At 37.4% G+C, this 24,734-nt stretch carries 22 protein-coding genes and 1 pseudogene; 8 read left to right on the top strand and 15 right to left on the bottom strand.

What is annotated here, in order from left to right:
• Positions 1 to 55 precede the first annotated feature (55 nt).
• The 3 genes and pseudogenes from Q0874_RS04260 to Q0874_RS04250 all read left to right on the top strand — a co-directional run bounded on the left by Q0874_RS04260 (position 56) and on the right by Q0874_RS04250 (position 2,631).
• Positions 56 to 1,294 (top strand): serine hydrolase, encoded by a 1,239-nt coding sequence (locus tag Q0874_RS04260; RefSeq protein ID WP_299159789.1) that lies wholly within the window; start codon positions 56 to 58, stop codon positions 1,292 to 1,294.
• Between the two features lie 81 nt (positions 1,295 to 1,375).
• Positions 1,376 to 1,609, top strand: a pseudogene (locus Q0874_RS04255) (3'-5' exonuclease); the annotation flags it as partial.
• Positions 1,610 to 1,821: 212 nt separating this feature from the next.
• Positions 1,822 to 2,631, top strand: a complete 810-nt coding sequence (locus tag Q0874_RS04250) for a DUF6090 family protein (protein ID WP_299159787.1) — start codon at positions 1,822 to 1,824, stop codon at positions 2,629 to 2,631.
• 88 nt (positions 2,632 to 2,719) lie between these two features.
• Here Q0874_RS04250 and Q0874_RS04245 read toward each other — a convergent pair whose 3' ends face one another.
• Positions 2,720 to 3,691: an endonuclease/exonuclease/phosphatase family protein gene (locus Q0874_RS04245; RefSeq protein ID WP_299159784.1), complete on the bottom strand. Its 972-nt coding sequence runs from the start codon at positions 3,689 to 3,691 to the stop codon at positions 2,720 to 2,722.
• A gap of 76 nt (positions 3,692 to 3,767) precedes the next feature.
• Between Q0874_RS04245 and hflX the strand changes: the two genes are divergently transcribed.
• Positions 3,768 to 4,979, top strand: a complete 1,212-nt coding sequence (gene hflX, locus Q0874_RS04240; RefSeq protein WP_299159781.1) for a GTPase HflX — start codon at positions 3,768 to 3,770, stop codon at positions 4,977 to 4,979.
• 765 nt (positions 4,980 to 5,744) lie between these two features.
• Here the strand turns inward: hflX and Q0874_RS04235 are convergent.
• From Q0874_RS04235 to Q0874_RS04180, 12 genes are all read right to left on the bottom strand, one after another.
• Positions 5,745 to 6,671 (bottom strand): DUF3078 domain-containing protein, encoded by a 927-nt coding sequence (locus Q0874_RS04235; protein WP_299159778.1) that lies wholly within the window; start codon positions 6,669 to 6,671, stop codon positions 5,745 to 5,747.
• Positions 6,672 to 6,740: 69 nt separating this feature from the next.
• Positions 6,741 to 7,244, bottom strand: a complete 504-nt coding sequence (locus Q0874_RS04230) for a DUF2480 family protein (RefSeq protein WP_299159776.1) — start codon at positions 7,242 to 7,244, stop codon at positions 6,741 to 6,743.
• 28 nt (positions 7,245 to 7,272) lie between these two features.
• Complete coding sequence (locus Q0874_RS04225; protein ID WP_299159774.1) at positions 7,273 to 7,599, bottom strand: DUF59 domain-containing protein; 327 nt, start codon at positions 7,597 to 7,599, stop codon at positions 7,273 to 7,275.
• An 18-nt stretch (positions 7,600 to 7,617) separates the two neighbouring features.
• Positions 7,618 to 8,040 carry a SufE family protein gene (locus Q0874_RS04220; protein WP_299159771.1) on the bottom strand — a complete coding sequence of 141 codons (423 nt, stop codon included), beginning with the start codon at positions 8,038 to 8,040 and terminating at the stop codon, positions 7,618 to 7,620.
• Between the two features lie 74 nt (positions 8,041 to 8,114).
• Positions 8,115 to 9,341 (bottom strand): aminotransferase class V-fold PLP-dependent enzyme, encoded by a 1,227-nt coding sequence (locus Q0874_RS04215; RefSeq protein WP_299159769.1) that lies wholly within the window; start codon positions 9,339 to 9,341, stop codon positions 8,115 to 8,117.
• Between the two features lie 32 nt (positions 9,342 to 9,373).
• On the bottom strand, positions 9,374 to 10,690 hold the full coding sequence (sufD, locus tag Q0874_RS04210) for a Fe-S cluster assembly protein SufD (protein ID WP_299159767.1): 1,317 nt from the start codon (positions 10,688 to 10,690) through the stop codon (positions 9,374 to 9,376).
• A 71-nt stretch (positions 10,691 to 10,761) separates the two neighbouring features.
• Positions 10,762 to 11,514, bottom strand: a complete 753-nt coding sequence (sufC, locus tag Q0874_RS04205) for a Fe-S cluster assembly ATPase SufC (protein ID WP_299159765.1) — start codon at positions 11,512 to 11,514, stop codon at positions 10,762 to 10,764.
• Positions 11,515 to 11,521: 7 nt separating this feature from the next.
• Complete coding sequence (locus tag Q0874_RS04200; RefSeq protein WP_299159763.1) at positions 11,522 to 12,397, bottom strand: N-acyl homoserine lactonase family protein; 876 nt, start codon at positions 12,395 to 12,397, stop codon at positions 11,522 to 11,524.
• A gap of 9 nt (positions 12,398 to 12,406) precedes the next feature.
• Positions 12,407 to 13,852, bottom strand: coding sequence for a Fe-S cluster assembly protein SufB (gene sufB, locus Q0874_RS04195; RefSeq protein WP_299159762.1), 1,446 nt, complete (start codon positions 13,850 to 13,852; stop codon positions 12,407 to 12,409).
• A gap of 34 nt (positions 13,853 to 13,886) precedes the next feature.
• Positions 13,887 to 14,216 carry an iron-sulfur cluster assembly accessory protein gene (locus tag Q0874_RS04190; protein ID WP_299159760.1) on the bottom strand — a complete coding sequence of 110 codons (330 nt, stop codon included), beginning with the start codon at positions 14,214 to 14,216 and terminating at the stop codon, positions 13,887 to 13,889.
• Positions 14,217 to 14,419: 203 nt separating this feature from the next.
• Entirely contained in the window at positions 14,420 to 15,766 is a 1,347-nt protein-coding gene (locus Q0874_RS04185) for a hypothetical protein (protein WP_299159758.1), read from the bottom strand.
• 7 nt (positions 15,767 to 15,773) lie between these two features.
• Positions 15,774 to 17,024 (bottom strand): choice-of-anchor B family protein, encoded by a 1,251-nt coding sequence (locus Q0874_RS04180; RefSeq protein WP_299159756.1) that lies wholly within the window; start codon positions 17,022 to 17,024, stop codon positions 15,774 to 15,776.
• 70 nt (positions 17,025 to 17,094) lie between these two features.
• Here Q0874_RS04180 and thiL point away from each other — a divergent pair, with 70 nt between their 5' ends.
• Positions 17,095 to 18,144 (top strand): thiamine-phosphate kinase, encoded by a 1,050-nt coding sequence (gene thiL, locus Q0874_RS04175; protein WP_299159754.1) that lies wholly within the window; start codon positions 17,095 to 17,097, stop codon positions 18,142 to 18,144.
• Here thiL and Q0874_RS04170 read toward each other — a convergent pair whose 3' ends face one another.
• On the bottom strand, positions 18,145 to 18,363 hold the full coding sequence (locus Q0874_RS04170; protein WP_299159752.1) for a hypothetical protein: 219 nt from the start codon (positions 18,361 to 18,363) through the stop codon (positions 18,145 to 18,147).
• Positions 18,364 to 18,626: 263 nt separating this feature from the next.
• On the opposite strand from Q0874_RS04170, the gene brnQ reads away from it, so the two are divergent.
• Positions 18,627 to 19,916, top strand: coding sequence for a branched-chain amino acid transport system II carrier protein (brnQ, locus tag Q0874_RS04165; protein ID WP_299159750.1), 1,290 nt, complete (start codon positions 18,627 to 18,629; stop codon positions 19,914 to 19,916).
• Between the two features lie 49 nt (positions 19,917 to 19,965).
• Here the strand turns inward: brnQ and Q0874_RS04160 are convergent, their stop codons facing one another.
• On the bottom strand, positions 19,966 to 21,258 hold the full coding sequence (locus Q0874_RS04160; protein ID WP_299159748.1) for an aminopeptidase P family protein: 1,293 nt from the start codon (positions 21,256 to 21,258) through the stop codon (positions 19,966 to 19,968).
• Positions 21,259 to 21,425: 167 nt separating this feature from the next.
• Here Q0874_RS04160 and Q0874_RS04155 point away from each other — a divergent pair, with 167 nt between their 5' ends.
• Positions 21,426 to 24,275 carry a glycosyl hydrolase gene (locus Q0874_RS04155; protein WP_299159746.1) on the top strand — a complete coding sequence of 950 codons (2,850 nt, stop codon included), beginning with the start codon at positions 21,426 to 21,428 and terminating at the stop codon, positions 24,273 to 24,275.
• 11 nt (positions 24,276 to 24,286) lie between these two features.
• Entirely contained in the window at positions 24,287 to 24,691 is a 405-nt protein-coding gene (locus Q0874_RS04150) for a DUF2721 domain-containing protein (protein ID WP_299159743.1), read from the top strand.
• Positions 24,692 to 24,734 lie beyond the last annotated feature (43 nt).

Here is a 24,734-nt window from a genome sequence, read left to right as displayed (position 1 = left end):
GTCTATGACTATATTCAAATGTTAGGTGCAATTAAAGTGAAGAAAATAAAGAAAAATGAAGGCTTTAAAGTTAACTAAACGGAGAAACGTTGGACTAGTTGTGGTAGTTCTATTGGGTATTTTAATGGCTTATGTTGCTAGCCCCAAAATACCCCAGCCACCAGTTTCAGTTCAAAATGTTATTGAACTTGATGCCTATCTTGAAACACTGGTAAATTCGGGTTCTCCACAGGGCCTTTCAATGGTTATTGTAAAAAATGACAGCATTGTATATAGCAAAGGATTTGGCCGGGCAGATGGTCCACGTAAAATAAAAGCCACACCACAAACTGTATATCATTGGTGGTCCATTACGAAGATTCCTACTGCAATTGCCATTCTTCAACTTCAGGAGCAAGGTAAACTTCAATTAGAGGATGCCGTTTCCAAGTATCTCCCTTTCTTTGAAGTAGAATATCCATCAGATAAAAGGACTACCATAACGATTAGGCATTTGCTTAATCATAGTTCAGGAATACCCGATGCCAGCGGTTTGAGATTGGCGAAATGGATACATCATGATGGAGAACCAGCTTTAGATCAGACTGCCTTCATAGAAAATGTTTTTCCTGATTACTCAACATTAAAGTTTGAACCCGGTGAAGACACTTCATACACAAATATCGGTTATATGCTTCTAGGTGCAATTATTGAGAAAGTAAGTGCACAGGACTACAGGGATTACATCAGGCAATACATACTTGAACCGCTTGAGATGACCCAAACAGACTTTGAATACACCAGTGAAATGAAAGCTGTTGAAGCTGCAGGGTCACATCCCTCCTTAAGTTTCTTGTCTCCATTACTTCATTTAATGATGGGCTCTTATATACGTGAAACCTCAAATAATCATATATGGATGGAACGTGTTTACACCGATCAGGAGCCTTCCTCAGCATTGATAGGGTCGACAATTGATGCAGCACGCCTGGTCAGGGCTTATTTGAATAAGGGAACACTTAATGGTCATCGCATCCTTTCAGAAAAATCCATCGAATTAATGACTAATGATGGCCATGTGGCAGAAACCAATGATCAGGGTTTGTATTTCTTTAGGCGAGGGATTGGTTGGCACGTATTTAAAGAAAAAAGCGGATATAAACTCGAGCATAAAGGAGGCGGTCCTGGATTTTTCACTATTATGCAAATTTACCCTAGTGATAACTTGGGGTTGGTTATGTTTTGTAACGATGTTACAATTGAAAAATATGGTTGGAAAATTCTGCAATTAGGAGCTAATTTAAACTGGGAATAAATAGTTCCCCGAGTTTCTTATCTATTTTACGGAAATAGAACTTTAACAAAACCGCACTTCAACAATGTGCATTGGGAGCGGAAATTTGAGGATTTTAAACATTATACCTCCCTTAAACTCATGGCCAACATCCTGGGGATTCCTTCCCCTAAGGAAGATATCTATGGGGGCATGGTGCGAGATGTTTATTATGAGGAGAACGACCTGGAACGTATCATCCACTATTGTGAACGAGATGTGATCACTGTAGCACAGGTGTTTCTCAGGCTTCGTAATGATGCCTTATTAACCGAAGACCTGATCCTTCATATTTAGAGTGTTGCTTCCACCAGGCGTATTAGGTGTGCTTCATAAAGAATACTATTGAATCGCGCTATCTAATACAGGGTCATTGTCTCCACATGTATTGTGCTTATTAGCTTGGTTGTAGTATCTTAGTTATATAGTTAATAATTATATCCAAGCGTTGTGTTTCATTACTACTTCGCTTAAGCTCCGTAGTAGAAACTATGACCAAGCAATAACAAATGATAAAATTCTTTCGAAAAATTAGACAAAAAATGCTGACTGATAACAAATTCAACAAATATTTAATTTACGGTATTGGAGAAATTATTCTGGTTGTCATAGGAATCCTAATCGCTCTTCAGATTAATAATTGGAATGAAAACAAAAAAAAAGAAATTGAGGTGATTAATTATTTAACCAATTTAAAAGACGCTCTGAATGAGGATATTGGTTCTTTGGAAACTAACATTTCCTTTAATAAAACTAGATTAAAAGGTATATTTTATATACTTGAACATTCAGAATTGAATATCCAAACTTTTACAGAATTGGAATGGGTTGATGTTTCTAAAAATGATGATGCAAATCATCTATGGAAGGGTTCATTTCCGGATACATTAAACCGAAATTTTATAGAATTGGCTTTTTCCATGCTTGGCCGAGGTTTCGGAGGCCTGTCTTTTAACAAATCTGTCATCAATGAGCTATTTTCCACAGGTTCCTTTTCCAACATTATTAATATTAATCTAAAAACCAAAATTTCTAATTATTATAGCTTTATGGCTCAGCGACTTGAAGGTTATGCCATTGAAGAACATGAAGAATGGGCCAATGAAACCACTAGGTTTTTACGTGACCATTACGGTATATTTACTTTGGATGTTTCCGGTTTGGAAGATCCTATAGCTACTTTAAAAGGCAAAAAAGATGTTGAACACCATCTGAGATATCTGGCGCTTGAAGTAAATTATCATTGTATCTGGGCATCACAAGCTAAAAAGAAAGCTGAGGACCTGATAAGGCTTATTGAAAAAGACCTAAATAAGTAACAATTTACACCTTGCCTTATGTTTGAAAACTAAAGTGCAAATCCTAAAAAGACAATTCGTACACTAAATGGAAAAGCCCAGCGCTATATTAATTGTACTTTAATTGAATATATACAGGAAAATGGTCACTGTATCCTCCTTTATACTTTTGGCCTACATACGTTCTGAAGGGATTTCCGGCGTATTTGCCATCCCATTCTTTAAGCTGATGGTCGTCAAAAATATTGGCATGTGCAAAACTATGTGTGCCTTTTTCATAATTGAAAAAACTATGAGAGACCAGAATCTGATCAAAAAGTGACCAGCTCCTTCTGTAGTTTGCGCTCCCTCTTTCGGGGGTCAATAGTTTTTCCATAGGATTGTATAACAATTTAGATTCAACCAAGGTGCGGATACTAATTGCATCAGGACCATCATTAAAATCTCCCATGACAATGTAATTTGGAGTTGAATAATTTTTTTCAATTTTATTCATATAATCCCTAAGGGTCTTGGCAGCTTTTATTCTTTTATAATCTGTTTCAATATCCCCGTCTCTGCGTGATGGCCAGTGATTAACAAAAACATGAATTTCCTCACCGTTCAAAACACCGTGAACATAAAGTATGTCTCTCGTTGTGTCTCTTTCTCCTTCAGGATTGATTATCCACAAAGGAATAGGCGTGGAACGTAGAACTTTAAAATTTGATCTGAGATATAACAAAGCGGTATCTATTCCCCGTTCATCCGGAGAATCATAATGAACGTAATCGTAATCCTCATTTTTTAAAGCCCCAGTAGATATCAGGTCCTTAATGACCTCTTCGTTCTCAACTTCTGCTATTCCAACGAGCACAGGTGGCTTGTTAGTAGTTTTAACACCTATTCTTGAGATGGTACTGGCTAGTTTGAGCAACTTCTTATTATACTTCCTTTTGGTCCATCTTTTCTTTCCTTTTGGGGTGAAATCTAAATCAAGTGTATTATGATCATCTCTTACATCAAAAAGATTCTCCAGGTTATAGAAGACAATAGTATGATCGTTTTGGGGTTTATTTCTTTGCAGAAATGAAAAAATCATGCAATTTTAATTTGGTTATCAAAATTACGAAAATCACTTGGTTCCAATTACTTAGATTTGTACTATAATTTATCAGATGTTAGAGAAGCAAAATATAGAATACGAAAAAGCAATTCTGGTGGGTGTTATTAACAAACAGCAGAATGAAAAGAAAGTACAGGAATATCTTGATGAACTGGAGTTTCTTACTTATACAGCAGGCGGCGAAGTATTGAAACGTTTTGTTCAACGAGTCGATTTACCCAACCCAAAAACATATATTGGTAGTGGTAAAATTTTGGAAATAGAAAAATATGTAGACGAAAACGAAATAGGGTCAGTCATATTTGATGATGAACTTACGGCTGTTCAGCAGCGTAATATTGAGAAAATACTGCGTTGCAAAATACTGGACAGAACAGGATTAATACTTGATATTTTTGCGCAAAGAGCCAAAACCAGCTATGCCCGTACACAAGTAGAGCTCGCGCAATATGAATATTTATTACCACGCCTTACCGGCTTATGGACGCATCTTGAAAGACAACGGGGAGGTATTGGAATGAGAGGTCCAGGAGAAACCGAAATTGAAACAGACCGTCGGATAGTCAGAGATAGAATAGCGCTGCTAAAAAAGAAATTAACTAAAATAGACCGCCAAATGGGCACTCAACGAGGAAACCGTGGAGCCTTGGTGCGTGTAGCTCTTGTAGGGTATACCAATGTTGGCAAATCTACCCTTATGAACGTTATTAGTAAAAGTGAGGTTTTTGCTGAGGACAAATTGTTTGCGACATTAGACACGACTGTTAGAAAGGTAGTGCTGGGTAATTTGCCTTTTTTACTAAGCGATACTGTTGGGTTTATACGTAAACTGCCTACACAATTAGTTGAGAGTTTTAAAAGTACTTTAGACGAGGTTAGAGAAGCAGATCTATTGCTTCACATTGTAGATATTTCACATCCAAATTTTGAAGATCACATTAATTCTGTAAATCAAATACTGAATGAGATTGGTTCATCTGATAAGAAAACAATAATGGTGTTTAACAAAATTGATCTTTACGAACAGGAAATTTTAGAAGAAGATGATCTGGTGACCGAAAGGAGTTCAAAGCACTTTACGATTGAAGAATGGAAACATACCTGGATGCAACAATTAGGTGAAAATGTTATTTTTATTTCTGCACTGAAAAAGGAGAATCTTGATGAATTCCGAAAGAAAGTATATGATGCAGTAAGGGAAATTCATATTTCGCGTTTCCCTTATAACAATTTTCTTTATCCTGAACATCTCGATGAATATTAGTTAAAGTCCATTATTTTTTAAATTATCCATCCGAAATTTAAGTGAATTATGCCGATGCAATTCATAGGTCATCAGGTCATTCATCTGACATCTGATACACTTCATATTTTTCACAACATTATAACTCCACTTCACAACAATAATTTAGAGATTCTTAAGAACCGAACTACATTTACATTGTAATTAAGTGTTAGTGTTTAACCCCAAATCAAAACATAGCTTAATTTAAGTGTTATTCTTCCCGATGTTAATCGGGATGATTCAGAACCCAAATCGGCACTTAACCAAAGTATTAGATTAACAAACCAAGTTTTACAAACCTACTTTTCTAACAAAGCCCCGACGGAAACGCCGGGGTTTTTTGTTGATTAAAAGTTTGAGATATATTATTCTGGGAATTGCGGCCATAAATTTTTGTCCATATGTCTTGAAAATTTAAACAATTAATGTAACAAGATGTATAAATTAAAAGTATAATATGCATTTCACCGATGTAAATAAACCACTCATATTTTTCACAACATCCGGAGATAGATTCACAACATATTTTATGATCAAAAGTTTGTTCAACTTATCTTTACGGAGTAATTAAGTGATAGTGTTCAACCCCAAATCTAACCCTGAACTTAATTTAAAGTGTTCGATTCCCCAAATCGTCTCTTAACCATAATAATAATTAACAAACCAAATTTTACCATCCTACTTTACTAAAAAACCCCGGCAGATCTGCCGGGGTTTTTTAGTTATAAATATATTCAGGTCGTGCTAAAACTTATAGCTTAACCCCAGCGTATAGTACGTTTGTAGATCGTTATTAATATTATCAAAAGTAGCATCCGGGTCTCCCAAAGTAGTAAGGGCATAGTTAAGAGCCTCTTGCTTATTATCCCTCAGGCCAAAATCAAATCCAATTCCTATGTTTTTCCATACTGTATAACTAAAGGAGTTCGTCCAGGTCCAGTTAGAAAAGTTAGAACTCTTGTAGCTTTGGAAAACAGACAGGTTTGTTTTAAACTTTAATGCGCCAAATTCCTTACTGTAATCAGCAACGATCTTTGCACCCAAAGAGGACTCGAAAACAGAATCTCCACTACTAAATACAAAGTTATAGTTTAATGGATGGATCACTACAAAAAGATCTTTTACAGGCGTCCATGTAGCCCCCACACCAACATCCAGATAACCCGGATCGTTAAAGTTGCTTAAAATAGTGGTCCTGTATTCCACAAGTCCCGAAAGCGCAAACTTTTCACTTAATTTTCGTCCGTATAAAGAAGAAATATTAAATACATCTGTGGCCTGTCTAAAACCACTTTGATCATCAGGATCATCCTTATCATCAAATTTTACCCAATTGAGATTTAGAGTAAGGGCATTTCTCCAGAAGTATTTACTTTCATTCCGATTGGCAAAACCGTTTACAGTAAAACCTATTGTGCCAGCCGAATTATTTGGAGATTCCTGTGCGTACCAATTATTAAACCCGGAAAAACTACCTCCAATAGTTCCGAATGCTCCAACTTTCCAACCCGGCAAAGCATCTATCTGGGCCTGGATAGCATCTACTCTGCCCTGAATAGCAGCTATGGAATCATTTTTACTTGCCTTTTCTGCGTCTAATTCATCTTTAGTTTGGGCAAAGGAATTAAAAGCACTTCCCACGAGGGCCAATATTAATAATATTTTTTTCATGATGTCTAGTATTTCTAATTTAGAAGGGCAAATGTAAGGATTGTTGGGAATATTTAACAAAAATGTATTCTATTTCCTTTTAAACAAAGGCACGGAAGAACAAGCTTCTCCATACATTATACTTTTAGCTACTGGTTGAAGTTTAATAGTAGCCCATAGATAGGCATTTGGCGGTACTGGTTTATTACTACAGCCTTTAATTATTACAGGTTTATCTTTAAAATCAGAGATATCTAAATCTTCTATAATAGCCTGAAAAAGGGTGGTCTCTAAATCTTCCAAAGAGCCTAAAACCACTTTCTTTGCATAGGGTTGTAATTTTGTAGAGACTAACATATAGGCCCAGCCGGGAATTATAGCTTCTGTCGAGCAATAAAGAGCTACATAGGCATCACTATATTGTTCCCAATCATGATTTGCTACATGTGCTCTAAAATCTTTTTCTTTCAGGATAATTTCTTCGTATAGCCACTCTTTAATATCTAAAAGCACTCGTTTCCCAGGGGGATAATAATCCTCCAGATCAAATGTAAGGAGTTTACTTTGGGCTACACGATTTACTATTTCAGACATACCTGAGAAGTTTTTCTTAAGTAATAAATTAAAGAAGTCCCAGCTCCAGTTTGGCTTCTTCGCTCATAAGGTCCTGGGTCCAGGGAGGATCAAAAGTTATTTCAACTTCCGCACCTTTAACAAGATCCAGTGATTTAACCCTTTCTTCTACCTCAACGGGTAAAGTTTCGGCTACCGGGCAGTTGGGTGAGGTTAGTGTCATCAATATTTTTACATCATTGTCCTCATTTACAAAAACATCATAGATTAATCCCAATTCATAAATATCCACAGGAATCTCTGGATCATAAATTGTCTTGAGAACGGTTACTATTTTCTCGCCTAGTTCCTGCGTATTTATTGTTGTTTCACTCATATCTCTCGGATTAATTATTTAATTCAATTGTGTTTGGTATGCAATGGCGTACAATTTCAATTGTTTTATCATACTTACCAACCCATTGGCCCGGGTTGGAGATAAATGCTCTTTAAGCCCTATTTGATCTATAAAATCTGTATTTGCCTCTATAATATCCATCGGCTTTTGATTACTAAAAGCTCTAATTAAAATGGCAATAATACCTTTAGTGATAATGGCATCACTATCGGCTGTAAAAACCAGTTTACCCTCCTCCAGTTCTGCATGTACCCAAACCTTACTTTGGCAACCTTTGATTATATTGTCTTCTGTTTTATATTGCTCTTCAATTAATGGAAGTGATTTTCCTAATTCTATCATATATTCATACCGCTGCATCCAGTCATCAAACATGGAAAACTCTTCTACAATTTCGTTCTGAATTTCTTCAATGCTCATAAAAAGGTTTTCGGCTAAAATACAATAAGTATCAGTGGTTTTCAATAGTTTGGGAAAATGATAACAAGCATTGTTTAGCTTAGCATCTGTATGGTCTTCTTTACTCCCTCTACAAGAATATCTACTTCATTTTTGGTATTATAAAAGCTAAAACTCGCCCTTACCGTTCCCGGTACTTTAAAGTAATCCATAACAGGTTGCGCACAATGATGCCCCGTTCTTACCGCAATTCCTAATTTATCCAGAATCGTACCTATGTCATAGGGGTGAATGCCTTTAACATTAAAGGAAATGACTGATGTTTTATGCTCGGAAGTACCATATATTTTAAGCCCTTCGATCAATGTAAGTTCCTTGGTAGCATATGCCAGGAGCCCTTTTTCATAACTGGCGATTGCCTCGTAACCCAAAGAATTCATATAATCCAGCGCCGCTCCAAAAGCTATTCCTCCACATATATTTGGAGTACCTGCCTCAAACTTATGGGGCAAATCGGCATAGGTTGTTTTTTCAAAGGTGACCTCTGCTATCATTTCTCCTCCGCCCTGATATGGTGGTAATTTTGCAAGCCATTCTTCCTTCCCATACAAAATACCTACCCCAGTGGGCCCACAAATTTTATGTGCAGAAATCGTATAAAAGTCCACATTCAACTTTTGAACATCTATTTTAATGTGTGGTGCCGCTTGCGCGCCGTCAATCAGAACGGCTGCTCCAACCTCATGTGCCAATGAAATAATTTTTTCTATTGGGTTTATAGTACCCAACGCATTGGATACATGATTACAAACTACCAATTTAGTACTACTCGATAGCAACTTGGCGTATTCCTCTATAAGGAGTTCGCCTTCAAGGTTCATTGGAATTACTTTTAAGATAGCACCCGTTCGTTCACATAGCATTTGCCATGGAACTATATTGGAATGATGTTCCATAGCAGACACCAATAATTCATCTCCTTTTTTTAAAAAAGAAGCAAAGCCATTAGCTACCAGGTTAATGCTATCTGTAGTGCCTGAAGTAAAAATTATTTCATAAGGTTCAACCGCATTTATATGGTTTTGAACCTTTATACGTGCGTTTTCATAAGCATCTGTTGCCTCCTGAGATAAGGTATGCACGCCCCTATGAATATTAGCATTATAGCGAGTATAATAATCTACAATAACATCTATGACTTGTTTTGGTGTCTGCGAAGTAGCCGCATTATCAAGATAAACCAATGGGTATCCATTAACTTTCCTTTTGAGAATAGGAAAATCCTGGCGAATAGTTTCAATATCCAATTTGGTTATAATCATAAGGCCAGAATTATTTAAAGCTAAACTAAATATTAAAGATCAAACCCCAGTTGAACACCCAATTTATTGGCAATCAGCTTATTAATTCTCATTTTTAATTCAGGGATTCGAACACTCGCCAACACATTATTGGCAAACGCATACATCAAGAGGGCTGCAGCTTCCTTTTTTGGTATTCCTCTGGTTTGCAGATAAAAGAGTGCCTCTTCATCTAGTTGTCCAATAGTGCAGCCATGAGAACATTTTACATCATCCGCAAAGATCTCTAATTGTGGTTTGGTATTGATAGTAGCCTTATCACTAATCAAAATATTATTGTTTTGTTGAAAGGCGTTGGTCTTTTGGGCAATCTTATCCACTATGATTTTGCCATTGAATACTCCCATAGACTTTTCTCCATAAATTCCCTTATAATCCTGATGACTTTCGCAATTAGGTTCTCTGTGATGCACCAGGGTATGATGGTCTACATGCTGTTTTTCACCAAGTATGGTTACCCCCTTCATGGTAGAATCAATATATTCCCCATTCTGGTAATAATTAAGATTATTCCTGGTTAACTTTCCTCCAAAGGAGAAGGTATGGACCTTCACTACGCTGTTGCTCTTTTGAGAAATGTAGGTATTATCTATTAAGGATGCATTATCAACGTCATTTTGAACTTTATAATAATCTACAATAGCGTTCTTTGCAGCGAAAATTTCAGTGACCGAATTTGTTAATACTTCATTCGAAGTAAGACTCTGATGACGCTCTATAATCTGAAGTTCGGCATTTTCTTCTGCAATAATTAAATTACGGGGTTGAAGTAGCAATGCAGCTTCATTACCTGTAGCAAAATGCAATATTTCTATTGGCTTTTTGGGCATTTTATTCTTAGGGATATAAATATAAGCCCCCTCTTTACTAAATGCGGTATTTAATGTAGTTAGCGATTCATCTTTTGAGGCTACCGCATTAAAGTAAACATCTATTATCTGCTTATACATGGGTTTGCTTAGAGCAGCGCTCATAAGGCATATATCTACTCCGTCATGTGTCGTTTCGGAAAGGAATGAGCTATATACACCGTCAATAAATACAATTTTATAAGTATCTATCTCATGAAGAAAATACTGCTTAACATCCTTGTATTCCAGGGCATTTATTCCTTTAGGAAAGATGCTGAAATCTATCTTTTGTAAGCTGTTCAATGAGGTGTATTTCCAGGCCTCCTGTTTTCTATCAGGAAAACCTTTAAGTTCGAAGTTCTTAATTGCCTCCGAGCGTATATCATGAACGGGATGTTCCACATCTACATTATTCTCAAATGCCAGGAAAGAAGAAACCAGTTTATCCTTTAAATCCATAATTTTGTTTTCTGTTTATTGCCTTTATAAAACAATTTCCTTTCAAATAATAAATTAATTCAACCGGATTATTAGACAACCGATTCATTTTTTAACCAATCGTATCCCTTCTCCTCCAATTCCAAAGCTAATTCCTTGGTGCCGGATTTTACAATTTTACCGTCATGCAGGACGTGTACAAAATCGGGAACAATATATTCCAACAATCGCTGGTAATGAGTAATAACTATTATAGCGTTGTCTTTGCTCTTAAGTTTATTAACCCCGTTGGCTACAATTCGCAAGGCGTCAATATCCAGACCAGAATCTGTTTCATCCAAAATAGCGAGTTTTGGTTCTAACATGGCCATTTGAAAAATTTCATTTCGTTTTTTTTCACCACCTGAAAATCCTTCATTTAAAGATCGAGATAAAAATTTTCTATCTATTTCCAGCAATTCGGATTTCTCACGGATAAGTTTCAACATTTGGTTGGCCGGCATGTCTTCTAATCCGCGTGCTTTTCTGGACTCATTTATTGCCGTTTTCATAAAATTGGTTACGGAAACCCCCGGAATCTCAACAGGGTACTGAAACGAAAGGAAAATTCCTTTGTGCGCTCTTTCTTCAGGTGAAGTGTCTTTCAGGTCTACGCCATTCAATTCGATATTCCCTTCCGTAATCTCAAATTCTTCCTTTCCGGCTATCACTGAGGCAAGGGTGCTTTTTCCTGAACCATTTGGCCCCATAATAGCATGTACCTCTCCTGCCTTTACTTCCAGATTTATTCCGTTTAATATTTCATTCCCTTCTACACCTGCGTGCAGATTATTTACTTTTAACATACTCTCTTTAGTTTAAATATTCAGGTGCTTTTGGCATCTTATTAAAGTCGTCCTTTTGATGTTGCAAATATACCTTGGCCTCTTTTTCCTGGGCAAAAGCTTCAAATTTTTTCATGCTCTCCCTGGTCTGTGCTACATCATAATTAAAAATTGGAATTCTCTTATACTCCCTGTTTTCATAAAAATGATAAAGGTCTCCGGATAATAGGAGAGGTCCGTGCTCTTTTAAATCAAGAAATAGGGCCTGATGACCTGGCGTATGGCCTGGCATATATTTTAAAACTACAGTGCCATCCCCAAATACATCGTAATCGCCATCGATCTTTTTAATGTTTTTTAAGTCCTGAATCGCATTGTACATATCCGGGTTCTTTTCTTGCACCTCTTCTCCTGTTACAAAATCATACTCGTCTTTCTGCACAAGCCATGTTGCATTCTTGAATACATTAGCATGCCCGCTATGGTCAAAATGTGTATGAGACAGAGATATGTATTCAAAATCGTCCGGGGTCATTCCAATTTGTTTTAATTGGTTTAAAACCGAATCCTTGCGGGAAACAGTAAATGCGCCATCAGGTGAAGTATACGGCTCTGGAAGTCCAATCAAAGATTCAGGAAGTCCTGCATCCCACATTAGGTTGCCTTTTGGGTGTTGAATTACATAAAATGCATCTGCAAATTCCTTACTTTGTCCTTTGTATGTCTCATCCTGTGAAAAAAGGCCTAATGTGTTTACGACAACAGTACCACCATCAAAGGTATAAAGCTTCACTTCAGCTTTAGAGATTACTTCCTTACTTTCAGACACATTAGCTACTTCCTTATTCGCTTCTTTACAGGCAAACAGGAAGACAATTACTAAAAATGTTATATACTTTTTCATAGTAACTAACTAACCAACTGAACCTTCAAGGCTGATTTCCAATAGTTTTTGGGCTTCAACGGCAAATTCCATTGGAAGTTTGTTAAGTACTTCCTTGCTAAAACCATTTACAATTAGGGCAATGGCTTTTTCCGTTTCTATTCCTCTCTGATTGCAATAAAAAATCTGATCTTCCCCAATTTTACTCGTAGTGGCTTCATGTTCAATCTGTGCCGTTTTATTCTTCACTTCTATATATGGAAAAGTATGTGCCCCACATTCATTTCCCATCAACAAAGAATCACATTGTGAAAAATTTCTGGCATTCTTAGCCCTGCTGTTCACTTGTACCAGACCTCTATAGCTATTTTGCGACTTCCCTGCGGAAATTCCTTTCGAAATAATAGTGCTTTTGGTATTTTTTCCTAAATGGATCATTTTAGTTCCTGTATCGGCTTGCTGATAATTATTAGTTACCGCGATGGAATAGAACTCACCTATAGAATTATCTCCTTTTAAAACACAGGATGGATACTTCCATGTAATAGCAGATCCGGTTTCTACCTGTGTCCAGGAGATTTTGGCATTTTTCTCGCACAACCCTCTTTTTGTGACAAAATTGTATACGCCCCCTTTTCCTTCCTTATCACCGGGGTACCAGTTTTGAACCGTGGAATATTTAATTTCCGCATTATCCAGAGCGATAAGTTCGACCACTGCAGCGTGCAATTGGTTTTCATCTCTCGATGGTGCCGTACAACCTTCCAGATAACTAACATAACTTCCCTCATCAGCAATAACCAGGGTACGTTCAAATTGGCCGGTGCCAGCCTGGTTTATCCTAAAATAAGTTGATAATTCCATCGGACATCTCACCCCTTTTGGAATGTAACAAAAAGATCCGTCTGAGAATACCGCAGAATTTAAGGCGGCATAGAAGTTATCCTTTTGTGGGACAATAGTACCAAGGTACTTTTTAACCAAATCCGGATGTTCCTTTATTGCCTCTGAAATAGAGCAAAAGATTATTCCTTTTTCTGCCAGCGTTTTTTTGAAAGTGGTCGCAACAGAAACTGAATCCATTACAATATCGACCGCAACCCCCGCCAGCTTTTTTTGTTCATCCAAAGAAATTCCAAGTTTTTTAAATGTATCCAACAATTCAGGATCAACTTCGTCCAAACTTTCGTACTTCGGTTTTTTATTAGGTGCCGAATAGTATGAAATATTTTGAAAATCAGGTTTTTTATAGTTGATATTAGCCCATTCGGGTTCAATCATTTCTTTCCACGCCCGAAAAGCTTCGAGTCGCCATAAGGTCATCCATTCCGGTTCTTCCTTCTTTTTAGAAATGGCGATAACAATGTCCTCACTTAACCCTTTGGGAAAAGTGTCAGACTCAATATCTGTATAGAAACCATATTCATATTCTTTGGTTTCCAGTTCTTTTTTTAATTCTTCTTCGGTATATGCCATAGGTCTTTAAACCCCTAAAAGGGATCCCTTATTTTTATAATGAAAAACTCTCACCACAGCCACATGTGCGCTGTGCATTAGGATTATTAAAAACGAATCCCTTACCATTTAGTCCTCCGGAATACTCCAGCGTTGTGCCCACCAGGTAGAGAAAACTTTTCTTGTCTACTATGATACGTACAGCATTGTCTTCGAAAACCTTATCAGCCTCATCAACTTTATTGTCAAATTTTAACTCGTAAGACAACCCACTGCAACCACCGCTTTTTACACCAACCCTAACAAAATCCTTAGCAGCGTCAAAACCTTCCTCCGTCATGAGTAAGGTAACCCGCTGCTTAGCTGTTTCAGATACTTTGATCATTTTATATCCTTATTTGGTATTATTCTAAATAGTTTACAAATATAGGGTATAGTTTAGGTTTTATCATAATTCCTAACATTATTATAACGTATAAAACCATAGAGGTTATCTATTGGCTTTTAGATAAACAGGAGTAGTGGGTAGATAAAAAGTGGATGATTTTAAAAGCCTGGCTTTTAAGGGCAGTCTTTAACTGAAGATATTTATCTGATTTTAATAATTACAACATCTGAAAGCCCTTTATTTATAAGGTTTGTGAAATCATCGCTGGAACTTTCACCAACCAAAAGTATACTCTTATCAAGATTCTCAACTGCATCAAAACCATAATCCAAATTTGATCCTCCAAAAGACCCCTGCCAGATCAAATTTGCATCGGAATCGGTTTTTAGTACCCAAATGTCGTTTTCACCTTGATTTTCACTGACATCCCCATCAATGCTTTTTGAATTTCCGGTAATAATAAATCCGCCATCATACGCAGTGCTTACCCCCTGTGCGGCATCAAACTGTGAACCTCCAAAGGTCTTTTCCCATAACAGCTTACCATTATCATCTATTTTAATAAGCCATATATCAGATTCGCCGTGATTCATTGAAATATCCTTATCAGTGCTAAAAGTATTCCCGGTAACCACATAAGCACCATCATCAGTTTTGGCAATATCATAAGCAATTTCAATACCGGAACCGCCAAAGGAACGCTCCCATAACAATTCCCCCGTAGCTGATAATTTTATTATCCAAAAGTCGTAGCTGCCTTTGGTGTTGGAAATATCATAATCCTCACTCTCAGAAAACCCTGCCATCACAAAGCCGCCATCGTCCGCTTCAATAACGGCATGAGCCCTGTCATTGTTTGTGCCGCCGTAGTAACTCCTCCATTCTAAATTGCCATTGGCATCTATTTTAGTTCCCCAAAATTCACCCACACCATGTCTGGTAAGAAAATTGCCTTTGTAATAAGTGCCATCATCAAGGGCGGCTGTAATATCCAAAAATCCTGCGAAGAAAAATCCTCCATCAGCAGTTTGTAATAAATCATATGAATGATCATGACCCGAAAACCCAAAACTTTTTTCCCATTCAATAGCCCCTAATTCATCCAGTTTTAAAATCCAGTTATCATGGAATCCTTCGTTGTTGCTCCCATCGCCATCATCACTCATGGCATAGCCAGTAACGGCATAACCACCGTCTGAAGTCTGGATTATTGCCTGACCCCTGTCATCCTTACTGCCCCCGTACGTTTTGCTCCAGTCTGCATTCCCTTCCTCATCTAACTTCAAAACCCAATAGTCATTTACGGGAGTAGATTTACCCGCAAGATCTCCATCGGTGCTTTTTGAATACCCGAGAATTGCATAACCGCCATCGTTCGTATGAATTACTGATTGTGCCGTTTCTTCGTCAGACCCCCCAAAACTCTTCACCCAATCAATCTCACCTAAAAATAAGGCTTCATCATAGCCGTTGTCCGGAATTACAGAATCGTCATCTGAACATGAAAAGAAAAACAGCGCTATAGCTAAGATTAAAATACTTTTCACAGTACTTCTAATTTGACTTTTTAATAACAAAGAGGCCGGAATTGATATCATTCACAATGATCTTTTCACTTTCAAAAAAAGGATAAACACTCCATACGCCCTCAAAAGCAGCAGTATTATCGGAGGGATACGTATCAAAGAAACCTTCCTCTATAATACTTTTCCCGTCTATGCCTGAAATATCAAGAATTCGGACCCCTGCAGTATAATTAGCGAGATAAAAAGCGTCCCCTTTTACATAACCGTTGTGATCAATTGCCGCTGTTTTTCCCAAATATGTATCATGTAAAACCGGGTTATCAAGGTCCGAAAGATCAAAGATCAAAGTCCGGGAATTAAAACCAAGGTCACGTTCATCTGTTTCATCTCCTAAAATAAAATAGCGCTGGTCTTCGGTAAACCAGCCCTGATGCGTATATCCAATATTGGCGTATTGAAAAGTGCTGATCTGTACAGGATTATCTTTATCTTTAACGTTCACAATAGCTACTTGGTTTTCATTAGCGCCTATAAAAATTTCCTGCCCGGTATAATCAGAGTCAGGGCCATTATAGGTAACAACTTGTGCATCATGAGAATAACCGTTGGCACCATAACCTCCTGAAGCGATTGGATTTTTGGGGTCCTGAATATTAATGAAATGGGCACCCCCATTGTATAAATCATATCTTGCCGTACCCACTGCATAAGCATATCCACTGACTTCATTGATAACAATATTATGTGCACTGCCAAAGCCCACATAGCGAGAATCTGCACCAAAAGTCACAGGAGGGTTAGGCACATTTCTCAATTTGGTTAAATCAAAAACCTGCATCCCGTGATTACCCGCTTCCGACACAATAAACGCATGATCCTGGTAAACTTTTATGTCTCTCCACGAGCTAGCTACAGTTGCTGAAGGTAATTTCCCCAAGTAAATAAGATTATCTGTATCGGTTATGTCAACAAAGGCAGTTCCATTATCCAAGCCCACCAAGGCATATTCCTTCCCCGTAGAGCTGTCTGTCCATCCCCAGATATCATTTGCCGAAGAAGCACTGAATTGGGTCAAATTAATTTGTCCCAGGAAGTCATAACCATTACAGGGGTAAATACCTGCCATGCCACTAGTGCAAGGCAAAAAACCTGTTTGCGGATTATCAACAATATCATCATCCATCATCATGGAATCATCATCATCAGCAGGGGAATCATCACTATCAGAGCAACCTGCCAAAAATAGCAGGCCTAAGAAAAGCAGGAATGTTTTTTTCATGGGGCAAAAAATAATAATTCTTTTTCGCTATAAAGATAATATATTATTCCCATCCGCTTATTTTTGTGCTATGCTAGAAGATAAAAATCAGGAGAAAACCTCTCTAGAACAATTGGGTGAATTTGGATTAATAGACCATCTGACCCAGAACTTTAAACTGCAACATAAATCTACCATCAAAGGTATTGGTGATGATGCCGCCGTGCTTGACTTTAAGGATAAAAAGACACTTGTCTCTACAGACTTGTTGATTGAAGGGATACATTTTGACCTCAGCTATATGCCGCTAAAACACTTGGGATATAAAGCTGTAATGGCTAATTTATCTGATATTTATGCGATGAATGCAATGGCTACCCAGATTACTGTTTCCGTTGCAGTCTCCAATCGATTTCCTTTAGAAGCTTTAGAAGAACTCTATCAGGGTATCGCACTGGCCTGTGAGCTTTACAATATAGATCTGGTTGGAGGAGATACTACCTCTTCCACTACAGGGATGATCATAAGTATAACCGCTATAGGGGAGGCTGCCAAAGAAGACATCGTTTACAGGAGCGAAGCAAAACCAAATGATCTCCTTGTGGTTAGTGGTGACCTGGGAGCCGCATATATGGGGTTGCAAGTTTTAAAACGCGAAAAAGAAGTATTTAAGGTTAATCCAAATAATCAGCCAGATCTGTCGGCATATAGCTATATCATTGAACGCCAATTAAAACCCGAGGCCAGAAAAGATATCGTGGAATTATTAAAAAAACTGGATATTCAACCTACTTCTATGATTGATATTAGCGATGGTCTTTCTTCCGAAATACTTCATTTGTGTAAACAGAGTGATGTGGGTTGCAATCTTTATGAAGATAAAATTCCTTTAGACCCCACGGTCATTTCAGCATGCGAAGAATTTAAACTGGATAGCACTCTAGTTGCTTTAAGTGGAGGTGAGGATTATGAGTTATTGTTCACTATTGATCAAAAAAAATTCCCGGAATTAAAGGGCAATCCTAACTTTACTGTTGTGGGGCACATAACAGATAAGAATGAAGGCGCACACTTAATATCCAGGAATAATTCTAAAATTCCACTTACCGCTCAGGGTTGGAATTCATTTGCCAAAGCATAATTAAGCTACTTGTTGGGTAGTTCTATGTCTTTTTTGGTATAAGTCTTCTAAGGCATCATTGATCTCCTGAAGTTCAGGTGTTAAAACGGAAAGATTTCCGCTTACGTCTGTTGTGACTTCTTTGCCACAGTGAACACACTTATATTCCTTTATGTGCAAGGTTACCTTCTTGGATACAGAATAGTGGTGGCCAAAAATATTACAAAATATTTTTTTCATAATGTAGGTTTTAGGTCTGCATTGGTAGGGTTTGGGAATCCTTAATATGCAATAATAAACTTTCAGTAAAAGTAAATGAGACTTTAATTTCAAATAACTTAAATTCAGAACGCAACTACCTTGCATTTTATTGAGTAACTCCTGTGAATTTTATGCTTTTTTCGATGAACGTCTCTTTTTACGACCAATTGTAGGTTTACCGGGATGAATTTTGTTTTAGAATTAGTCCTTTTTTCATTTATCTTTCACGTTTAATAAATCCTATGATTAGAATAAAGGAAACGCTGGTAACAGCTTTTGCGCTTTTCTCACTTTTCTTTGGTGCAGGAAATCTTATTTTACCCCCTCAACTTGGGTTTAAGGCAGGGGAACTTTGGTGGTTAGTTGCTCTTGGTTTTGCTATTTCAGCCGTTTTAATCCCAATCTTGGGAATCCTTGGTCATGCTAAATTACAGGGAACAATGTTTGATTTTGCTTCTAAAGTGTCATCTTCCTTTAGCCTTATTTTTTGTTTCATTATTTATGGTGTTTCTATTTCATTGCCATCGCCAAGAACAGCATCCGTTACTCACGAAATGGGTATTGCGCCTTTATTTAATAATTCCGCATTAAGTACAAGTATTGTCTATTTTATTTTAGTGTTCATTTTTGTAATGAACCGGACAAAAATATTAGACATCATAGGGAAGTATTTAACCCCGGCAATTATTCTTATCCTCTTGTCTATTATGGGAATAACACTATTTTCCTTCCCACTTGATTTTGGAACAAATACCTTTATCAATCCTGTTACAGAAGGAATTTTGGAAGGTTATCAAACCTTTGATGCCATAGGCGCCATTGTCGTGGGAGGCGTTATTATAACTTCAATTAATTTTACTCATCAGGAAGCTTCTTATGAGCGTAAAAAAGCTTTAATCGGCAGGGCTGGTTGGCTAGCGGGATTTGGTTTAATAATGATATATGCCGGATTAATTTTTACCGGTGCGGTCATGCATGGACAATTTGATGCAGAAGTTTCGCGTACTTCACTTATTACCGGGATAAGTAAAATAACCCTTGGTTCAAATGCGAATTTATTTTTAGGCATATTAGTAAGCCTTGCTTGTTTTACCACTGCAGTGGGAATTGTAGCAGGTACAGCAGATTTTGTAAAATCGCGTTTGCCAAAATCAAAAAATGCATATTTGGTTACTGCTCTTATCAGTTCTTTACTTGGAGTGTTAATGGGGCAATTTAATGTCGGTTACATCATCGCCGTTGCATTGCCAATTCTAATGTTTGTTTATCCTGTTACAATTGTTTTAATCTTACTCAATGTGATTCCGGAAAAATTTGGTTCCCCAAAAGTTTTCAAAGCCGTTGTATTCACGACGATTATTTTTAGTATCCCCGATTTTTTAGGAAGTATTGGTTTAAGCAGTGACATAGCATCTTTTACAAGATGGATTCCCCTTAGCGAATTAAGTATGGGATGGGTATTACCCGCTTTGGCTGTCTTCATTTTTACAAACATAAGTAAAATAGGATCATCCAAAACTGAAGGCTTTTAGTGCAAATCACTCGTGCCTTCAAAAGATAATCCGGAGTTAGCCTTTTGAATTACTTATTCATAAGATCTTCAATCTCATCAACTTCAATTGGGATATTTTGCATTAGATTAAATGGAGTCCCTTTTTCCTTAATAACTACATCATCTTCCAAACGGATACCCATCTTCTCATCTGGAATATAAATCCCCGGCTCTACAGTAAAGACCATGTTCGGCTTCATAGGTGTTTTTAGTGCTCCATAATCATGGGTGTCTAATCCCATATGGTGACTCGTGCCGTGCATAAAGTATTTTTTATAAGCGGGCCAGTCCTTATTCTCATTTTGAACATCAGCTTTATCAAGTAATCCTAAGCCAATAAGTTCAGAAGTCATTATTTTGCCCACCTCTATATGATATTCCGCCCATAAAGTTCCAGGCACCAACATATTAGTTGCTTCATTTTTAACCCGAAGTACCGCTTCGTAAACCTGGCGCTGCCTTTCGGTAAATTTACCATTTACCGGAACGGTCCGGGTCATGTCACTTGAGTAATTTGCATATTCAGCTCCTACATCCATCAGGATTAAGTCGCCGTCTTTACATTGGTTGTTATTTTCTATGTAGTGCAAAACGTTAGCATTATTCCCCGAGGCTATAATTGGTGTATACGCAAATCCTTTTGAGCGATTACGTATAAATTCGTGTAGATATTCGGCTTCCAATTCATATTCCCAAATACCTGGTTTTAAAAATTTCAATATGCGGCGGTAACCTTTTTCAGTTATATTACAGGCTTTCTGGATTAATTCAATTTCCTCAGGTTCCTTTACTCCTCTTATCTGCTGTAAAATGGGATTACTCTTAGCCACACCGTGTGCCGGAAAATCATTTTTGCATTTTAAAATAAAACGGTCCTCCCTGGTTTGAGTCTCTACTGACTGTCTATAATGCTCATTGGTATTAAAATAAATACACTCAGCTTCAGTCATTAGACCAAAAAATACCTTGTCAAAATCTGTTAACCAATGTACAGATTCTATCCCTGAAACTGCAGTTGCCTGATCCTTATCTAACTTCGCTCCTTCCCAGATTGCTATGTGTTCGTTCGTTTCCCTAACGAATAATATCTCCCTGCTTTTTTTATCAATAGCATCTGGAAAAAGCAAAAGGATGGATTCTTCCTGATCTACACCACTCAGGTATAAAATATCTCTATGTTGTTGAAAGGGCATGGTGCTGTCGGCACTAATAGGGTAGATGTCGTTGGAATTAAAAATCGCTATACTCCTTGGCTTCATCTGAGCCATGAATTTTGCGCGATTCTTCTTAAACAACTCACTTTTTATTTGTTCATATTTCATAAAACAACGTACTTTCCTCAAAAATAGGCATAAGCATGTTTACTTCAAAAAGGAAGATCAAATTAAGAAATATTCAGACTCGAATAATTCCTCGAAAAATCATTAAAAAATAGAAGTCTATCAATATATTTTTGTCTGCACAACCACAAATTCATATTTTCATATCCATGAAATTTTATCATCCTCTAATTGCATTTTTCGTTTTTTTTATAAGTACCGCTCAATCCATATCAGAGCAATCACAAAATATTGAAGAAGCGCTTATGCTCAAAAAGCAAATGGAGGCTAATTCGCTTGTTAAAAATATTCCTTTCTCTAGTATAGGCCCCACAATAATGAGTGGAAGAGTTGTAGATATTGATGTAAATCCTGATGATCCTACCGAATTTTATGCAGCCTATGCCTCGGGCGGTCTTTGGCATACAAATAATAATGGCACCACATTTTCCCCAGTAATGGATAATTCCGCTACACAAAATATTGGAGATATTGCAATCGATTGGAGTTCCGGGACCATTTGGGTAGGAACCGGTGAGAACAATGCTTCACGTTCATCCTATGCCGGAATTGGTCTTCTAAAATCTAATGACAAGGGTAAATCCTGGGTAAATAAAGGGCTTTTAGATTCGCAGCATATTGGTAGGATTGTGATAAACCCCAATAATCCCAATGAGTTGGTTGTGGGTGTAACCGGCCATTTGTACACCAATAATGAGGAGCGCGGAATTTATAAGACTTCAGATGGAGGTTCTACCTGGGAAAAAACTCTTTATATAAATGAAGCTACTGGTATTATCGACCTGGCCTTTGTTCCCGGGAATTTTAATATCATTTATGCGGCAGCCTGGGAAAAAGATCGCAAAGCCTGGAATTTTAAAGGTAACGGTAGTGGTTCCGGCATTTATAAGAGTATAGATGGTGGTAGTAACTGGACCAAGATAAGTGGTGGGAATAGTGGATTCCCCTCTGGTGAAAATATTGGGCGTATTGGATTAACAATTTATGATGAAAATACCGTGTATGCAGTCCTCGACAGTCAGTTTCGAAGAACAAAAAAGGAAATTGATCCTGAAGAATCCGACGGACTAACTAAAGATGATTTTAAGTCCATGACTGTCGACACTTTTCTAAAACTGGATAATAAAGAACTTGATAAGTACCTAAAAAGAAATGGGTTTCAGGAAAAATACAAGGCTGAAAATGTAAAACAGCTTATTCAAAGCGGCACTGCTAAACCTCAGGATCTTGCCCGCTATCTTGAAACTTCCAATTCTTCACTATTTGATCCCCCTGTTGTCGGTGCTGAGGTATATAGAAGTGAAGATGGAGGACTAACCTGGAATAAAAGAAATGAAGAATATATTGATGATCTTTTTTATAGCTATGGGTATTATTTTGCGCAGATCAGAGTAGATGCCACTGATAAAAATAAAATTTATTTGGGAGGTGTACCTATTATAAAGTCTGATGATGGTGGTAAAACCTTCACTTCAATTGATGGGGATAATGTGCATGCAGACCATCACGCTTTATGGGTAAATCCTAAAAAACCAGGACATCTAATTAATGGAAATGATGGTGGAGTAAATATCTCATATGATGACGGAGCTAACTGGATTAAAAATAATACCCCGTCCGTAGGCCAATTCTACGCGATTAATATTGACCATGAGAAGCCTTATAATGTCTATGGCGGGCTTCAGGATAATGGGGTATGGAGAGGCGCCCACAATTCTGTTGAGAATAGCAAATGGCAACAGGTTGGACAATACCCGTGGAAAATGATTCTTGGAGGAGATGGGATGCAGGTTCAGGTAGACAACAGAAATTCAAATATTGTTTATACCGGATTTCAGTTTGGTAATTATTTTCGCCTTGCTTTAAATGAAGATAAAACCACCAGCATAAGGCCCAAACATGAATTAGGTGAGCAAGCTTACCGCTTTAATTGGCAAACGCCAATATTGCTCTCTGCACATAATCAGGATATTCTATACCTGGGGAGTAACAAACTTCACCGTTCACTTAATCAGGGGAAGGACTGGGAAGTAATTTCTGACGATCTTACGCAGGGAGGAAAAAAAGGAAATGTAGCATATGGTACGCTAACAACTATAAGTGAATCTCCCTTAAAATTTGGTTTGATTTATACAGGTAGTGATGACGGACTCGTTCATATTTCTAAAAACGGTGGCGGCAACTGGAATTTGATATCAGGTGAGCTTCCGAAAAATCTCTGGGTCAGCAGGGTCGCAGCCTCCAAACATAAAAAAGAACGGATATACGTCACCCTCAATGGATACCGCATGGATGATTTTACGCCCTATGTTTATATGAGCAATGACTACGGTAATTCGTGGAAAAATATTGCTTCCAGTATTCCTGCTTCACCGGTAAATGTAATAATTGAAGATCCTGAAAATGAAAATCTCTTATTTATAGGTACGGACAACGGATTATACATGTCAGTCAATCAAGGTAATTCCTGGGAATTATTTCAAAACGGAATTCCCAACGTCGCTGTGCACGATTTGGTAATTCAGCCAGAAGCTAAAGATCTGTTGGTAGGAACCCATGGAAGAAGCATCTATAAAACAAATATTTCATGTTTACAGGAAATGAACGAAGATATCCTTGCCAGGGAATTGCATATTTTTAAACCAGATAACCTAAAATACTCGCAAAGATGGGGCAATCCATACAGCTCCTGGTCAAAACCAAATACTCCCGGATTGGACATTGTGTTTTATTCGAAAAAATCAACAGATTACTCGGCAAAAGTTTTTTCTTCAGATAAAACTATAGTAAGTGAGTCCGTGCTTAAGGCAGACAAAGGTTTAAATATTATGTCTTTTGATGTCGCATTTTCCAAGAAAGGAAAACTGAACTATTTGAAAAAAAATAAAGTGAAGCTTAAAACGGCCAAAGATGGTAAAACCTATTTACCCATTGGGGCCTATGAGGTAGAAATTTCTTCAGGCACAGCAAGTCAAAAAATTAAATTTAAAATTGATTAAACTTAAATTATATGGAATTAACGCTAAGTATCCCGGCACTTTTATTTCCTGCCATTTCGCTAAGTATGTTGGCTTACAATGCCCGATATTTGGCAATAGCAGCACTTATACGTCAATTGCATAAACAATATCAGGAAAAGGCATCACGCGGATTGGGTATACAGGTGAGGCAATTAGAAAGACGGCTTAAAATCATAAAGAATATGCAGGCTGTTGCAATATTAAGTTTCCTGTTCAGTGCCATTACTATGTTTCTGATCTATATAGAACAAGATTTCTGGGCCAACTTCATCTTTGGTATTAGTCTCCTTGCCCTAATGGTTTCTTTAATTTTATCCTTGATTGAAGTACAACTCTCTACAAACTCCCTCACCATACAGTTGGCAGATATGGGAGTAAAAATTGAAAAAGAATAATATTAATCATATTCCATAAACTCATATTAGCTCTCTTTTTTAT

This window comes from uncultured Eudoraea sp., assembly GCF_947490415.1.
In the GTDB taxonomy this organism is placed as follows: Bacteria; Bacteroidota; Bacteroidia; order Flavobacteriales; family Flavobacteriaceae; genus Eudoraea.
This window is presented reverse-complemented; position numbering and strand designations above follow the sequence as displayed.

Bases quoted from the DNA above. Each gene is read 5' to 3' on its own strand.
- Q0874_RS04260 (WP_299159789.1), top strand. From the start codon at position 56: ATGAAGGCTTTAAAGTTAACTAAACGGAGAAACGTTGGACTAGTTGTG.
- Q0874_RS04250 (WP_299159787.1), top strand. From the start codon at position 1,822: ATGATAAAATTCTTTCGAAAAATTAGACAAAAAATGCTGACTGATAAC.
- Q0874_RS04245 (WP_299159784.1), bottom strand. From the start codon at position 3,691: ATGATTTTTTCATTTCTGCAAAGAAATAAACCCCAAAACGATCATACT.
- hflX (WP_299159781.1), top strand. From the start codon at position 3,768: ATGTTAGAGAAGCAAAATATAGAATACGAAAAAGCAATTCTGGTGGGT.
- Q0874_RS04235 (WP_299159778.1), bottom strand. From the start codon at position 6,671: ATGAAAAAAATATTATTAATATTGGCCCTCGTGGGAAGTGCTTTTAAT.
- Q0874_RS04230 (WP_299159776.1), bottom strand. From the start codon at position 7,244: ATGTCTGAAATAGTAAATCGTGTAGCCCAAAGTAAACTCCTTACATTT.
- Q0874_RS04225 (WP_299159774.1), bottom strand. From the start codon at position 7,599: ATGAGTGAAACAACAATAAATACGCAGGAACTAGGCGAGAAAATAGTA.
- Q0874_RS04220 (WP_299159771.1), bottom strand. From the start codon at position 8,040: ATGAGCATTGAAGAAATTCAGAACGAAATTGTAGAAGAGTTTTCCATG.
- Q0874_RS04215 (WP_299159769.1), bottom strand. From the start codon at position 9,341: ATGATTATAACCAAATTGGATATTGAAACTATTCGCCAGGATTTTCCT.
- sufD (WP_299159767.1), bottom strand. From the start codon at position 10,690: ATGGATTTAAAGGATAAACTGGTTTCTTCTTTCCTGGCATTTGAGAAT.
- sufC (WP_299159765.1), bottom strand. From the start codon at position 11,514: ATGTTAAAAGTAAATAATCTGCACGCAGGTGTAGAAGGGAATGAAATA.
- Q0874_RS04200 (WP_299159763.1), bottom strand. From the start codon at position 12,397: ATGAAAAAGTATATAACATTTTTAGTAATTGTCTTCCTGTTTGCCTGT.
- sufB (WP_299159762.1), bottom strand. From the start codon at position 13,852: ATGGCATATACCGAAGAAGAATTAAAAAAAGAACTGGAAACCAAAGAA.
- Q0874_RS04190 (WP_299159760.1), bottom strand. From the start codon at position 14,216: ATGATCAAAGTATCTGAAACAGCTAAGCAGCGGGTTACCTTACTCATG.
- Q0874_RS04180 (WP_299159756.1), bottom strand. From the start codon at position 17,024: ATGAAAAAAACATTCCTGCTTTTCTTAGGCCTGCTATTTTTGGCAGGT.
- thiL (WP_299159754.1), top strand. From the start codon at position 17,095: ATGCTAGAAGATAAAAATCAGGAGAAAACCTCTCTAGAACAATTGGGT.
- Q0874_RS04170 (WP_299159752.1), bottom strand. From the start codon at position 18,363: ATGAAAAAAATATTTTGTAATATTTTTGGCCACCACTATTCTGTATCC.
- brnQ (WP_299159750.1), top strand. From the start codon at position 18,627: ATGATTAGAATAAAGGAAACGCTGGTAACAGCTTTTGCGCTTTTCTCA.
- Q0874_RS04160 (WP_299159748.1), bottom strand. From the start codon at position 21,258: ATGAAATATGAACAAATAAAAAGTGAGTTGTTTAAGAAGAATCGCGCA.
- Q0874_RS04155 (WP_299159746.1), top strand. From the start codon at position 21,426: ATGAAATTTTATCATCCTCTAATTGCATTTTTCGTTTTTTTTATAAGT.
- Q0874_RS04150 (WP_299159743.1), top strand. From the start codon at position 24,287: ATGGAATTAACGCTAAGTATCCCGGCACTTTTATTTCCTGCCATTTCG.